We start from the raw sequence: 14,854 nt of genomic DNA on the forward strand, positions 1-14,854 counted from the left end.
CAGCCGATGAAAGTCCGTGTGGGAGCGGGCTTGCCCGCGAATAGCCCAGACCAGACAACCTCGTTGCCTGGGCCGACGCATTCGCGGGCACGCCCGCTCCCACAGGGTTTGTGGGGCCTGTTCTTGCTTTGTCTAGCTTTCAATACCCAAGCCGCCCCCACCCATGCACTCACCGTCTACGGTGAAGCTCCCCGCTACAACGCCAGCTTCCAGCACTTTGACTACGTCAACCCCAACGCCCCCAAGGGCGGCATCCTGCGCCGCTCGGCCATCGAGATCGGCCAGTTCGACCATATCCTGCCGTACATCGACAAAGGCATTGGCGTCAGCGAAGTCGATGGCCTGTTGTATGCGCCACTGGCCGTGCGCTCGTTCGATGAACCCTATACCGTCTATGGCCTGATCGCCCACAGCATGGAGCGCGGCCCCGACGATGCCTGGCTACGTTTCAATATCGACCCGCGTGCCACCTTCGCCGATGGCAAACCGGTGCGTGCCGAAGACGTACGTTTCACCTTCGAGCTGTTGATGAACAAAGGCAGCCTCAAGTACCGCACCCAGTTCGCCGACGTCACTGGTGTGACCGTGGAAAACCCGCACAGCGTGCGCTTCGACTTCAAGCCCGGGCACGGCCGCACCCTGGCCCTTGACCTCGCCAGCCTGCCGGTACTGCCCGAACACGACTGGCAGCAACGCGACTTCGCCAACGGTGCCGGTTTTGACAAGCCAGTCGGCAGCGGCCCGTACCGCATCGGGCGCATCGACAACGGCCGCAGCATCACCTTCGAACGCGACCCCACCTGGTGGGCGCGCGACCTGCCCGCCAGCCGTGGCCGCTACAATTTCGACAAGCTACGCATCGAGTACTTCGGCGATACCGAGGTGGCCCGGCAGGTGCTCAAAGGCGGGGGTTACGACTACAACCGTGAGTTCTCCGCCACCGCTTACACCCTGGGCTACAACGGTGCGCAACTGGAGGATGGTCGCCTGCAACGCGCCCACCTTGGCCCGGCCAAACCGCAAGTGGCCCAAGGCTTCGTGTTCAACCTCGACCAGCCGCAGTTCAAGGACCGCCGGGTGCGCCAGGCGCTGGGCATGTTGTGGGACTACGAGTGGAGCAACCGGCAGATGATGCGCAATATGTACATCCGCCAACAAAGCGTGTTCTCCAACACGCCGCTGGCAGCCCGCAAGCTGCCGGATGCTGGCGAGCTGAAGCTGCTTGAACCGTTGCGCGGAAACGTACCGGGCGAAGTTTTCACCACGGTGTTCAGCGCCCCGGTCACCGACGGGTCCGGGATCATCCGCAAACAACAGTTGCAGGCCCTGGCCCTGCTTGAACAAGCCGGTTGGCACCCCGAAGGCGACCGGCTGGTGAACAGCGACGGCACACCGCTGGCATTCACCTTCCTCAACGGCCAGGCGGGCATGGAGCGCCTGCTGCTGCCGTGGAAGCGCAACCTGGCCCAGATCGGCGTCACCCTGAACATCCGCAATGTCGACGCTGCCCAGTACGTCAACCGGCTGATGGCGCGCGAGTACGACATGATCGTCACCGGCTACCCGGTTACCCTGTCGCCGGGTGCCGAGTTGTACAACTACTTTGGCTCGGCAGCCGCCCACGACCCCGGCTCGAACAACCTGATGGTGCTGCAAGACCCGGCCGTGGACCGCCTGATCGACGGCCTGGTGCGTGCCGACACCCAGGCCGACATGCTGCAGCACGCCCGCGCCCTGGACCGGGTGCTGCAATGGAACTACTACTGGATCCCCAACTACTACCCGCCAGGTAGCTCCACCGCCTGGTGGAACCGCTTTGGCCTGCCCAAGGTCCAGGCGGCCTATGACGAAGGCCTGGACACCTGGTGGGAGATCAGCCCCACCCCGCTGACCAACGCGCAAATGGCCGAACGCCAGAAGGCCTTGCCATGACCACCTACATCCTGCGCCGTCTGTTGTTGATCATCCCGACCCTGCTGGCGATCTTGCTGGTCAACTTCGCCATCGTCCAGGCTGCGCCGGGTGGCCCGGTAGAACAGGCCGTGGCGCGCCTGCAAGGCCTTGGCGGCGGCGCACCCGGCGCGCGGGCCGAAGTGGTGCATGGTGAGTCCCGCGCCACACGAGGCCTGGACCCGAAACTGATCGAGGAGATCAAGCGCCAGTACGGTTTCGACAAATCCGCCCCCGAGCGCTTGTGGCTGATGCTGGGCCAGTATGCCCGGCTGGACTTCGGCAACAGTTTCTTCCGCGGTGCCAAGGTCACGGACCTGATCCTGGACAAGTTGCCGGTCACCCTGTCGCTGGGTTTCTGGGCCACGCTGATCACCTACCTGGTGTCGATCCCGCTGGGCATACGCAAAGCGGTGCGCCACGGCAGCCGGTTCGATGCCTGGAGCAGCGCGCTGATTGTGGTCGGCTATGCCCTGCCCTCGTTCCTGTTCGCCTTGCTGCTGATCGTGCTGTTCGCCGGAGGGACCTCGCTCAACTGGTTCCCGGTGCGTGGCCTGGTTTCGGACAACTTCGACGAACTCAGCCTGCTGGGCAAGGTTGCCGACTACTTCTGGCACCTGGTGCTGCCAGTCGGCGCCTTGGTGATTGGCGGTTTCGCGACCCTCACGTTGCTGACCAAGAACGCCTTCCTCGACGAGATTTCCCGCCAATACGTGGTCACCGCCCGGGCCAAAGGCCTGAGTGAACGCCGGGTGCTGTATGGCCATGTACTGCGCAATGCCATGCTGTTGGTGGTAGCGGGCTTGCCGCAGGCACTGATAACGGTGTTCTTCGCCGGTTCCTTGCTGATCGAAGTGATCTTTTCGCTCGATGGCCTGGGCCGCATGAGCTATGACGCAGCAGTGTCGCGGGATTACCCGGTCGTGTTCGGCACACTGTTCATCTTCACCCTGGCGGGCCTTTTGATCCGCCTGATCGGCGACCTGTCGTACACGTTGCTCGACCCTCGCATCGACTTCGATACGAGGGCGCACTGATGCTTTCCCCCGTCTCGCGCCGTCGCCTGCAACGCTTTCGCCGCAACCGCCTGGGCTGGGTCTCGCTGTGGCTGTTCGCCGGCCTGTTGCTGTTGAGCATGGGTGCAGAGCTGGTGGCCAACGATAAACCCCTGCTGCTGGGCTACAAGGGCGAGCTGTACATGCCTGCACTCAAACGCTACACCGAGCAGCAGTTTGGTGGCCAGTTGCCGTTCCAGCCCGATTACCGCAGTGCGTATGTGCGCCAACTGATCGCGGAACAAGGCGGCTGGATGCTGTTCGCGCCCATCCCGTTCAGCGCCGACACCCCCAACTACGACCTGCAAGTACCCACCCCCAGCCCGCCAAGTGCAAGCAACTGGCTGGGTACCGACGATCAAGGGCGCGATGTGCTGGCGCGGGTACTGTACGGCACGCGGGTATCGCTGCTGTTCGCTTTTGCCCTGACCGTCGTAAGCGTGCTCATTGGCGTGATAGCCGGCGCGTTGCAGGGCTACCACGGCGGTTGGGTCGACCTGCTCGGCCAGCGGCTGCTGGAAGTGTGGTCAGGCTTACCGGTGCTGTACCTGCTGATCATCCTCAGCGGCTTTGTCGAACCGGATTTCTGGTGGTTGCTGGGGATCATGGCGCTGTTCTCTTGGCTGACGTTGGTCGATGTGGTACGCGCCGAGTTTCTGCGGGGGCGAAACCTGGAGTATGTAAAGGCAGCCCGGGCGTTGGGCCTGCCGGACAGCCAGGTGATGCTGCGACATATTTTGCCCAACGCCATGAACGCCACGCTGACCTACGTGCCATTCATGCTGACCGGGGCGATCACTACCCTGACCGCACTGGATTTCCTCGGGTTTGGCATGCCGGCCGGGAGTGCTTCGCTGGGTGAGTTGGTGACCCAGGGCAAGCAACACCTGGAGGCGCCATGGCTGGGCTTTACCGCGTTTTTCGCGCTGGCGGTGATCTTGTCGTTGCTGGTGTTTATCGGGGACGCCTTGCGCGAAGCATTCGACCCCAGAGGTTAGGTTTTACAGGCCCGGCCTTCACATGATTCGGAATTTGCCCCATGCACGACAACGACAGCCTCAAGAACTACCCCCAGGTACGGCAACTGGCAATTCACTCGCTGTTCGAGATCATCGAGCAGTCCAGCGAAGGCACGGTCATCGTTGACCGCAATGCACGTATCGTCTGGATGAACGAACGCTACGCCCGGCGCTTTGGCCTGGCCGATGCCGCCAGTGCCATCGGCCAGCCGTGCGAAGCGGTGATCCCGGGCAGCCTGATGCGCGAGGTGGTGAGCAATGGCCGGCCAATCCTGCTGGACATGCTCGACACCCCGAACGAGCCCTTGGTGGTGATGCGCCTGCCGATCCACGACGACCAGGGCGCACTGATCGGTGCCATCGGCTTTGCCCTGTTCGACGAACTGCGCAGCCTGTCGCCACTGCTCAAACGCTACGCCAGCATGCAGCAGGAACTGGCCTCGACCCGCTCGCAACTGCGCGCCCGCCAAGCCAAGTACAGCTTCGCCCAGTTCGTGGGCAGCAGTGCTGCCAGCCTGGAAGCCAAGCGCCGCGCCCGGCGCGGTGCTGGTAGCGATTCGCCGGTGTTGTTGCTGGGCGAAACCGGTACGGGCAAAGAGCTACTGGCCCATGCCATCCACGCGGCGTCGGCGCGGGCGCACAAAGCCTTCGTCAGCATCAACAGTGCAGCGATCCCTGAAACGCTGCTCGAAGCCGAATTTTTCGGCACCGCGCCGGGTGCGTTTACCGGCGCCGACCGCAAGGGCCGCAGTGGCAAGCTGCAGCTGGCCGAAGGCGGCACGCTGTTCCTCGACGAGATCGGCGACATGCCGCTAGCCCTGCAGAGCAAGCTGCTGCGCGTGCTGAAGGAAAAGGAATACGAGCCGGTTGGCTCGAACCAGATGCTGCGCAGCGACGTGCGCATCATTGCCGCCACCTCCATCGACCTGCAGGCGGCCATGGCCCGTGGGGCGTTTCGCGCCGACCTGTATTACCGGCTGAATGTGCTGCCGATCGACGTGCCGCCGCTGCGGGAGCGACTGGAGGATTTGCCAGCGCTGTGCGAGACCATACTGGGTGAACTGGGCAGCCAGTACGAGCTGGAGGCCGACGCGCAACAACTGCTGGCGCGGCATGCATGGCCGGGGAACATTCGCGAGCTGCGCAATGTGCTGGAGCGCGCGACATTGCTGGCGGATCAGCCACGATTGGGGGTGGCGGACTTGCGTGCGGCATTGGGGCCGTTGAGCCCGGTAGCGAGCGGGCCGGTGCAACAGACATACCGGGAGGCCTGCGAGGCATTCGAGCGCAAGCTGATTGGCGAGGCGCTCGCAGAATGCGAGGGCAATGTACCGCAGGCTGCTCAGGCATTGGGGCTAGGACGGTCGACCCTGTACAAGAAGATGGTTGCACTAGGTCTCTGATTAGAGACTCTAGTTTCTATATTGAGACTATGGCAAGGGCTTTGCCCTTGTGCCTTGACAGGACGCAAAGCGAAACAAAAATCTCGAATTAGAGACAAATATTTCAGAACAAACAAAAAACACCTACAAATCAATAACTTACATTTTGGCACGATTCCCGCTATCTCCTGCACACCGATAAAAACAAGACTCACCCAGGAGACCCACCCCGATGACCGTGCTCATCGCCCTCGCCGCTCTGGCCCTGCTGATGCTGGCTGCCTATCGCGGTTACAGCGTAATCCTCTTTGCCCCCATTGCCGCCCTCGGCGCCGTCCTGCTCACCGACCCCTCTGCCGTGGCCCCCGCGTTCACCGGGGTGTTCATGGAGAAAATGGTTGGCTTCATCAAGCTCTACTTCCCGGTGTTCCTGCTGGGCGCAGTGTTTGGCAAGCTGATCGAACTGTCCGGCTTTTCCCGATCGATCGTCGCCGCCGCCATCCGCCTGCTTGGCACCCGTCAGGCGATGCTGGTAATCGTGCTGGTTTGTGCCCTGCTCACCTATGGCGGTGTCTCGCTGTTCGTGGTGGTGTTCGCGGTGTACCCGTTCGCCGCCGAAATGTTCCGCCAGAGCAACATCCCCAAGCGCCTGATCCCGGCCACCATCGCCTTGGGCGCGTTCTCGTTCACCATGGACGCCCTGCCGGGCACCCCGCAAATCCAGAACATCATCCCCAGCACCTTCTTCAACACCACCGCCTGGGCGGCGCCGTGGCTGGGCCTGATCGGCACGTTGTTCGTGTTCTTTACCGGCATGGCCTACTTGCAACGCCAACGCAACAAAGCCCAGCGTGCGGGTGAAGGCTATGGCACCGACCTGCGCAATGAGCCGGAAACCGCTGCCGACCTGGCCCTGCCTAACCCCTGGCTGGCCTTGGCGCCCCTGCTGCTGGTGGGGGTGATGAACCTGCTGTTCACCCACTGGATCCCGCAGTGGTACGGCCCCAGCCACAGCCTGCAACTGCCCGGCATGAACGCGCCAGTGCAAAGCGACGTGGCCAAGCTCACGGCCATCTGGGCAGTGCAGGCGGCATTGCTGGTGGGCATCCTCATGGTGCTGGTGTGTGCCTTTGGCGCCATCCGCACGCGCCTTGCCGAAGGCACCAAAAGCGCGGTGGGTGGTGCCTTGCTGGCGGCCATGAATACCGCTTCTGAATATGGCTTTGGTGCAGTGATCGCCTCGCTGCCAGGCTTTCTGGTGCTGGCCGATGCCCTGCGTGGCATCCCCAACCCGCTGGTCAACGAAGCCATCACCGTGACCTTGCTCGCCGGCATCACAGGCTCCGCTTCGGGCGGCATGAGCATCGCCCTGGCGGCCATGGGCGACACGTTCATCGCCGCCGCCCATGCCGCCAACATCCCGCTCGAAGTACTGCACCGGGTGGCCGCCATGGCCAGCGGTGGCATGGACACCCTGCCACACAACGGCGCGGTGATCACCTTGCTGGCGGTGACCGGCCTGACCCACCGCGAGGCCTACAAGGATATTTTCGGTATTACCCTGATCAAGACCCTGGCGGTGTTCGTTGTCATCGCCACGTTCTACGCCACTGGCATCGTCTAAGGAGCTATGCATGACCCTCAAAGGCAAGACTGCACTCGTCACCGGTTCCACCAGCGGCATCGGCTTAGGGATTGCCCAGGTGCTGGCCCGCGCGGGCGCCGATATCGTGCTCAACGGCTTTGGCGACCCGGCACCGGCGCTGGCCGAGATCAGCCGGCACGGGGTGAAGGCCGTTCACCACCCGGCAGACCTGTCGGACGTGGCCCAGATCGAAGCGTTGTTCGCCCTGGCCGAACGCGAATTCGGTGGTGTCGACATGCTGGTCAACAATGCCGGCATCCAGCATGTAGCACCGGTGGAGCAGTTCCCGCAGGAAAGCTGGGACAAGATCATCGCCCTCAACCTGTCGGCCGTGTTCCATGGCACGCGGCTGGCGCTGCCGGGCATGCGCGCGCGCAACTGGGGGCGCATCATCAACATCGCTTCGGTACATGGCCTGGTCGGTTCGACTGGCAAGGCAGCCTATGTGGCGGCCAAACATGGTGTGGTCGGCCTGACCAAGGTGGTCGGGCTGGAAACGGCCACCAGCAATGTCACCTGCAATGCCATCTGCCCAGGCTGGGTGCTGACCCCGCTGGTGCAGAAGCAGATCGACGACCGTGCTGCCAACGGTGGCGATCCGCTGCAGGCACAGCATGATCTGCTGGCCGAGAAACAACCATCGCTGGCGTTCGTCACCCCCGAACACCTGGGTGAGCTGGTACTATTCTTGTGCAGCGAGGCCGCAAGCCAGGTTCGCGGCGCCGCCTGGAACGTCGATGGTGGCTGGTTGGCCCAGTGACGGGCAGCCTGGGCCTGGCGGTGATCTCGCATTCGATTATTTGCAAGGAGGCCTTATGCGCCCTACCCCGATGACCGCGATTCTAGCCCTGACCCTGGCTGCCGCAGCCCCTGTGATGGCTGCCAGCCTGAAGGACGTCGCCCCCTACCCCGAGGCAGAAAAAGGCTTCACCCGGCAGGTGATCCACCTGCCGGCACAGGCCGATGAGTCGGCCTATAAACTGGAAATCCTCGCCGGCAAGACGCTGCAGGTGGACTGCAATCGCCAACGCCTGGGCGGCAACCTGGAAGAACGCACCCTGGAAGGCTGGGGCTACAACTACTACCGCCTGGACAAGGTCAGCGGCCCGGCCAGCACGCTGATGGCCTGCCCGGATGGCAAAAAGACCGACGCCTTCGTGCCGGTGGTCGGTGACGGCTTCCTGCTGCGCTACAACAGCAAATTGCCAGTGGTGGTGTATGTACCCAAGGATGTCGAAGTCCGCTACCGCGTGTGGTCGGCATCGCAGGACGTGCAAAAGGCTAAAGTAGAGTAAGCACGGCCTTGCTCGGCATCTGAAAGCTTGCGCTCCCACAGGGGATAGCAGATACCTGTCCCACAAAGAACAAGCCCGCAGTTGGCAGTAACGGGAGGAACCGCATGAACGATGTGCTCTGGCGCCCCTCCACGGCGCAGATTGAGGCCAGCCGGATGGATGCCTTCCGCCGACGGGTCAACCTGCGCTACAACCTGCAACTCACCGACTACCAGGCGCTGCACCGCTGGAGCATCGAACAGCGGGCCGCCTTCTGGCAGACCCTTGCCGACTATTTCCACGTGCGCTGGCACACCCCGCCGAGCCAAGTGCTGAGTGAAGGGCCACAAATGCCCGAAGCGCAGTGGTTCGCCAACGCCAGCCTGAACTTCGCCGAACACCTGCTGCGCCGTCGCGATGACCGCCCGGCCGTCGTTTCCATACGCGAGGATGGCCACCGCCAGGCGTTCACCCACGCCCAGCTGGCTGCCCACGTAGCGGGGTTGCAAACGGCGTTCAAGGCCGCAGGCATCGTCGCAGGCGACCGTGTGGCTGCCATGATGCCCAATACCTGGCAAACACTGGTGGCCATGCTTGCCTGCACCAGCCTCGGCGCGATCTGGTCGACCTCTTCGCCCGAGTTCGGCGTGCATGGCATCATCGACCGTTTCGGCCAGATTGCGCCCAAACTGCTGATCGTCTGTGCCGGCTATCAATACGCTGGAAAAGACATCGATCAGGTGGCCAAGGTCAACCAGGTGTGCGAGCAGCTGCCGAGCCTGGAGCAGCTGATCGTAGTGCCTCATACCCGCAGCGGCACTCGCCCCGACGAGTTCCACGCGGCCCGGGTGAGCCTGTGGGATGACGTCTACCAGCCCGGTGGCGAACCGCGCTTCACCCCGCTACCGTTTGACCACCCGCTGTACATCCTCTACTCCAGCGGCACCACCGGCGTGCCCAAGTGCATCGTCCACCGCGCCGGTGGCGTGTTGCTGCAGCACCTCAAGGAACACGGCCTGCACAACGACCTGAAAGCCGATGACGTGTTGTTCTACTACACCACCTGCGGCTGGATGATGTGGAACTGGCTGGCCAGCGGCCTGGCAGTAGGCGCCACGCTGGTGCTGTACGACGGCTCGCCGTTTCACCCCGGCCCCGAACGGCTGCTGGACCTGATCGACGCCGAGGGCATCCACGCCTTCGGGACCAGCCCCAAGTACCTGGCAGCGCTGGAACAGGCGGGCCTTGAGCCTGCAGCCAGCCACAACCTGGCCAGCCTGCGGTTGCTGCTGTCTACCGGCTCGCCGCTGTCACCCCACAGTTATGACTACGTGTACAGCAAGATCAAGGCTGATCTGTGCCTGGCGTCCATGTCCGGCGGTACCGACATTGTCTCGTGCTTCGTGCTGGGCAACCCGACCTTGCCAGTGCGCCGTGGCGAAATCCAGTGCAAGGGCCTGGGCATGGCGGTGGAAGTGTGGAATGAGCACGGCCAGCCGGTGCAGGACGAAAAAGGCGAGCTGGTGTGTACCCGCAACTTTCCCAGCATGCCGTTGGGGTTTTGGCACGACCCGGACGGCAGCCGCTATCACGACGCCTATTTCAGCCAGTACCCGGGGGTTTGGGCCCAAGGCGACTATGCCGAACAGCGCACCCATGGCGGCCTGGTGATTCACGGCCGCTCGGATGCCGTGCTCAACCCGGGCGGCGTGCGCATTGGCACGGCGGAGATCTACCGCCAGGTGGAGAAAGTCGAACAGGTGCTGGAAAGCGTGGCCATCGGCCAGGACTGGAAAGGCGATGTGCGCGTGGTGCTGTTCGTACGCCTGCAAGACGGCCTGCTGCTCGATGAAGCCCTGCGTCAGCGCATTCGCCAGGTGATACGCCAATTCACCACCCCCCGCCACGTGCCGGCGGTGATTGCCCAGGTCAGTGACATACCACGTACCATCAGCGGCAAGCTTGTGGAGTTGGCGGTTCGCAATGTGGTGCATGGGTTACCGGTGAAGAACACCGACGCGCTTGCTAACCCGCAAGCGCTGGAGCAGTTTCGAGATCGCGTGGAGTTGCGCGAGCAGGCATAATGCCGCCCTTTTCCCCGAAGCACAGGTACCCCATGAAAGCCCAAGCCCGCCACATCCTGGTCAAGACCGCTGACGAAGCCGAAAAGCTCAAGCAGCGCATCGCCAACGGCGAGGCTTTCGACGTACTGGCTAAAAAGTTCTCCATTTGCCCATCAGGCAAACGCGGTGGCGACCTGGGTGAAATCCGCCCGGGCCAGATGGTCGGTGCCATCGACCAGGTGATCTTCAAAAAGCCGCTGCGCGTGGTGCACGGGCCGATCAAGAGCAAGTTCGGCTACCACCTGGTGCAAACCTTCTACCGCGATTGATGGCAGCGGGCCACCTGACATTTCTGCCAGTTGTCCCGTCACTGCGCATTACATAAAACACAGGCAGGGCCGAAGCGACGCTTCAGGTAGTGGCCCCTTCAATGGACACGGAGACCTGCCTATGCGCTGCCCTCGCCTGCTGCTGCCTGCCGCATTCCCCCTGCTTACCCTGCCTTTGCTGGCTCACGCTGAATCCCTGACCGTTTCACCCGGTGACAATCTGGGTGCCCTGGTGCAGACAAATGCGGCTGACACGTTCACCATCGGCGGCGGCACGGTACTGTCATTGCAGCAAGGCAATGGCCAAGACTCGTTCACCATGACTGGCGGTACGTTGGGGTCGCTGAACCAGGGGGGTGACATGGACACGTTCACCATGACCGGCGGAACTATTACGGGCGCGTTTGAAGATGGTGACATCGCCGACTTCCAGGGCGGCAGCATTGGCCGGATAGATCTCAAGCTTGCTGACAACATTCTCAATATTTCCCAAAATCTCGGGATTGAAACCCTCGTTGTCGGCAATGTCGTCAGTGGGCTTGGCAATGACACGATCACCATGACCGGTGGCACCATCGGCGGTGATATCAGCACCAGTAGCGGCGTAGACAAGATCACCCTCAGTGGCGGCACGCTCAAAGGCGAAATACGCACTGGCAATGACGATGATGTGTTTACCTGGGCTGGCGGTCAGATCGGCAAACGAGTCATCCTGGAGAATGGGAATGACACGGCTACTGTCCGCACCCTCGACCTCGGCAACTCGGCCGTTATCCTGGACGGCGGCACCGGCACGGACACGCTTTCGTTCGAGCAGAGTCAGGTCGGCAAAGGTGCCTTGTACGCCAACTGGGAAAGCATCAACCTCAAACAAGGCAGCCAGCTGACCCTCGACGATACCCTCACCCTGGGAGATCTGGGCGCCGACCAACCACGCGTAATCCCTCCCACGGGCACCGGCACCTTGCAAATTGATGCGAGCAGCTCGCTGATCAGCCGCCAGGGCAGCATCGTCAGTATCCAGAGTGACAGCAAGGCATCGGTGGTTAACGCCGGTACCATCGACCTGAGCAGTGGCAGCGACGCAAAGGGCCGTTTGACCATCCTGGGCGATTACACCGGCAACAACGGCACTTTGCGCCTGAACAGCGTGCTGGCAGGTGACGGTGCCGACTCCGACCGCCTGGTGGTCAGCCGAGGGGCCATCAGCGGCTCTACCAAATTGTCCATCAACAACCTCAATGGTGCGGGTGCAGCGACTGCTCAGAATGGTATCCAGGTCGTCGAAGCCCGTGATGGTGCCACCAGTACTTCTAAAGCCTTTGTGCAGACGAAGACGCTATCGGTTGGCGCCTACGACTATCGCCTGTTCAAAGGCGGCGTTACTGCTGGCAGCGAAAACAGCTGGTACCTGCGCTCGAACGTGGAGGCACCACCCGCGCCTGCACCGGTGCCAGCGCCCGGCGAGCCCCCCGTGATAGCGCCTGCCGAAACACCACCTGTCGCTGCCCCGGCGCCGGGCCAGGTCGACTTGCCCGCCCCCGTGCAAGGCGAGAGCTTGCCGCTTTATCGCCCAGAAGTACCGGTTTACGCCGCAGCCCCCCGAGGCGCCGCAATCATCGCCCGCCAAGCGTTAGGCACCTTCCACCAACGCCAGGGTGACCAACAGTTGCTCAAGGGCAAAAGCGCCCTACCCGCCAGTTGGGGCCAGGCCTACGGCGGCACGGTGCGCCAGCAATGGAGCGGTACGGTCAGCCCGAGCCTGGATGGCGATCTGTACGGTTTCAAGGTTGGGCAGGACTTGTACGCCAAGGTTGGCGACAACGGTTATCGGCAGCATGTTGGCCTCTACGTCAGTCACAGCCGCCTGGAGGCCGACGTCAAGGGTTTCGCCTTGGCCGAGGAGAACCGAAGCGTCGGCGATCTGAGGCTTGATGGCGATAGCGTCGGCACCTACTGGACGCTGGTCGGGCCACAAGGTGCTTATCTGGATACCGTGTTGCAGTACACCCGCCTCGATGGCCGTGCCCGTTCGGACCGTGGCGACAAGCTGAACATCGACGGCCATGCCTGGACGGCTTCGCTGGAGTCCGGCTACCCCATCGCGCTGTCCGAGCGCTGGACCCTGGAGCCACAAGCGCAGTTGATTGCACAGAAGGTCTCGCTCGACAGCGCAAGCGACAGTGTTTCGCGCATCAGCCATGACGCACAAGTAGAACTGACCGGCCGATTGGGGGTACGTCTTGAAGGTGCGTTTACGGGCAGCAGCGGCCGCCTGTTGCAGCCCTATGCACAGCTCAACCTGTGGCACGGCGACGGTGGCCGCGATACGTTGACCTTCGATGATGTCGACAAGATCAAGACCGACTACCGCTACACCTCGGCACAACTGGAAGGCGGCGTGGTGGCGCAGGTCAGTGGGGCGCTGAGCCTGCATGGCGGCGTGCAGTACACCGCCAACCTGGACAGCCGCCAGCAGGAAGCCAGCGGCGTGAACCTGGGCGTGCGCTGGCAGTTCTAGCGGCGTGCCGCCAGCAAGCCGAGGCCGGCGCAGCCCAGCAGGGAGGCACTGACCCGGTTGAACAGGCGGCGCGGGCCAGGCTGGCTGAACCAACGCTGCATGTAGGCGCCCAGGCCTGAGTAAATGGCAATGGCCGCCCACTCCAGCAGCAGGAACAATACACCCAGCCACAGGAACTGCTCGCTCACCGGTGTGGCGCTGCCGACCGAGACGAACTGTGGCAGGAAGGCGGTAAAGATCAGGATCGCCTTGGGATTGCCGGCCGCCACCCAGAACTCCTGGCGCGCCAGGCGCCACGTGCCACTGGGGTGGTCAGTTGCCACCACGGCTTCGCCCACCGGTGCGCGCCACAATTGCCAGGCGATGTAGAACAGGTAGGCCGCGCCCACCACCTTGATGGCCAGGAACAAGTATTCGCTGGTGTGCAGCACCACCGCCAGGCCCATGGCCGCCAGGGCGATCATACCGCTGAAGGCCAGGATACGCCCGCCACCCGCCACGCAGGCGGTGCGCAGGCCGTAGCGGCTGGCGTTATGAAGCGACAGCAGGTTGTTTGGCCCGGGTGCCATGTTCAAGGCGAAGCAGGCAGGTATGAAAAGCAGCAGGCTAGAAAGGTCCATTGTTGTTTTCCTTTGGCAACAGGCGTCTATTTCGGCGGCTGCCGGGCCTTGCGGTCAAGTTACAGTCAGCGTTAAAAACTGTACGGGTACGCAGCAACTGTTACCCTGCTGGCAAAACCGAGGACCTTGTGATGCCCCGCCCCCACACCGCGCTATGGCGCGACCCGGCACTTGCGCATGTGGAAAGTCGCCGCGCCTGCCATAGCCGGGCTTGCTACAAGGCCCACAGCCACCCCACGTTTTCCATCGGCGCGGTGGATGCTGGCCACAGCCATTTCACCGGGGCTGCCGACGGGCAGGAACGCCTGACGCCTGGCACGCTGGTGTTTGTCCCGGCCCACCGCGTACATGCCTGCAACCCCGCGCCCGGGCAAGCCTGGAGCTACCAGATGCTGCATGTGGACGCCGACTGGCTGACGCAGTTGCGCCTGGAATCGGGGCTGAGTAGTGCCGGCGCAGGCGAACCGGCGCGTATCTGTCGGGCACCACAGGTGTATCGGCAATTCTGCGAGTTGAACAGCCTGTTGTTCTCCTGCGCCAGCAACGGTGAGAAGGATGCAGCGCTGATTGCCTTTCTGGGGGACCTGGACTACTCGGCACAGCCACCGCTATCTGCAGCCCCAGCCGTGGAGGCAAGCGCATTGAGCGGGTTGATCGCACGTATCGAAGGCCAGGACCCGGCGCACTTGAGCGTGGAAGCACTGGCCCATCAGGCCGGGCTCGGGCGCTATCAGCTGATCCGTGCGTTTCGTGCGGCTACCGGGTTGACACCACATGCCTACCTGCTCAATGCCCGGGTCAATCGCGGGCGGCAGCTGTTGGGTGAAGGGGCGGCGCTGGCGGAGGTGGCCTACCAGCTCGGGTTTGCCGATCAGAGCCACTTCCAGCGGGTGTTCAAGGCCCATGTGGGGGTGACGCCGGGGCAGTACCGAGGGCGCTGAAGGCCCGCCGCCTGGGCTTGCAATATTGTTCAATACGCCTGACAGGCCCTGCAGC

The 14,854-nt window shown here is 63.0% G+C and carries 12 protein-coding genes; 11 read left to right on the forward strand and 1 reads right to left on the reverse strand.

Translation table 11 applies throughout. The features are described from left to right. Positions 1 to 6 precede the first annotated feature (6 nt). From D8767_RS15305 to D8767_RS15350, 10 genes are all read left to right on the forward strand, one after another. The gene (locus D8767_RS15305; RefSeq protein WP_122048339.1) at positions 7 to 1,932 is read left to right on the forward strand and encodes an extracellular solute-binding protein; all 1,926 of its coding nucleotides are present in this window, start codon (positions 7 to 9) and stop codon (positions 1,930 to 1,932) included. After that, positions 1,929 to 2,987 (forward strand): microcin C ABC transporter permease YejB, encoded by a 1,059-nt coding sequence (locus D8767_RS15310; RefSeq protein ID WP_016715594.1) that lies wholly within the window; start codon positions 1,929 to 1,931, stop codon positions 2,985 to 2,987. The genes D8767_RS15305 and D8767_RS15310 overlap by 4 nt, the downstream gene beginning before the upstream one ends. Further along, positions 2,987 to 4,003, forward strand: a complete 1,017-nt coding sequence (locus D8767_RS15315) for an ABC transporter permease (protein WP_016715595.1) — start codon at positions 2,987 to 2,989, stop codon at positions 4,001 to 4,003. The genes D8767_RS15310 and D8767_RS15315 overlap by 1 nt, the downstream gene beginning before the upstream one ends. Positions 4,004 to 4,044: 41 nt before the next feature. After that, positions 4,045 to 5,427 (forward strand): sigma-54-dependent Fis family transcriptional regulator, encoded by a 1,383-nt coding sequence (locus D8767_RS15320; RefSeq protein WP_121757660.1) that lies wholly within the window; start codon positions 4,045 to 4,047, stop codon positions 5,425 to 5,427. A gap of 211 nt (positions 5,428 to 5,638) precedes the next feature. After that, complete coding sequence (locus tag D8767_RS15325) at positions 5,639 to 7,030, forward strand: GntP family permease (RefSeq protein ID WP_016715597.1); 1,392 nt, start codon at positions 5,639 to 5,641, stop codon at positions 7,028 to 7,030. Positions 7,031 to 7,040: 10 nt separating this feature from the next. Next, the gene (hbdH, locus tag D8767_RS15330) at positions 7,041 to 7,811 is read left to right on the forward strand and encodes a 3-hydroxybutyrate dehydrogenase (protein ID WP_016715598.1); all 771 of its coding nucleotides are present in this window, start codon (positions 7,041 to 7,043) and stop codon (positions 7,809 to 7,811) included. Between the two features lie 55 nt (positions 7,812 to 7,866). Then, complete coding sequence (gene eco, locus D8767_RS15335; protein WP_016715599.1) at positions 7,867 to 8,346, forward strand: serine protease inhibitor ecotin; 480 nt, start codon at positions 7,867 to 7,869, stop codon at positions 8,344 to 8,346. Positions 8,347 to 8,450: 104 nt separating this feature from the next. Then, entirely contained in the window at positions 8,451 to 10,409 is a 1,959-nt protein-coding gene (locus tag D8767_RS15340; protein WP_016715600.1) for an acetoacetate--CoA ligase, read from the forward strand. Positions 10,410 to 10,441: 32 nt separating this feature from the next. Further along, a complete protein-coding gene (locus tag D8767_RS15345) occupies positions 10,442 to 10,717 on the forward strand; it encodes a peptidylprolyl isomerase (RefSeq protein ID WP_016715601.1) in 276 nt (91 codons plus the stop codon). A 121-nt stretch (positions 10,718 to 10,838) separates the two neighbouring features. Next, the gene (locus D8767_RS15350; RefSeq protein ID WP_016715602.1) at positions 10,839 to 13,238 is read left to right on the forward strand and encodes an autotransporter outer membrane beta-barrel domain-containing protein; all 2,400 of its coding nucleotides are present in this window, start codon (positions 10,839 to 10,841) and stop codon (positions 13,236 to 13,238) included. Here the strand turns inward: D8767_RS15350 and D8767_RS15355 are convergent. Beyond that, entirely contained in the window at positions 13,235 to 13,858 is a 624-nt protein-coding gene (locus tag D8767_RS15355) for a LysE family translocator (RefSeq protein WP_028698799.1), read from the reverse strand. The genes D8767_RS15350 and D8767_RS15355 overlap by 4 nt on opposite strands. Positions 13,859 to 13,989: 131 nt before the next feature. On the opposite strand from D8767_RS15355, the gene D8767_RS15360 reads away from it, so the two are divergent. After that, positions 13,990 to 14,799, forward strand: a complete 810-nt coding sequence (locus D8767_RS15360) for an AraC family transcriptional regulator (RefSeq protein WP_016715604.1) — start codon at positions 13,990 to 13,992, stop codon at positions 14,797 to 14,799. Positions 14,800 to 14,854 lie beyond the last annotated feature (55 nt).

The organism is Pseudomonas sp. LTGT-11-2Z (genome assembly GCF_003691445.1).
In the GTDB taxonomy this organism is placed as follows: domain Bacteria; phylum Pseudomonadota; class Gammaproteobacteria; order Pseudomonadales; family Pseudomonadaceae; genus Aquipseudomonas; species Aquipseudomonas monteilii.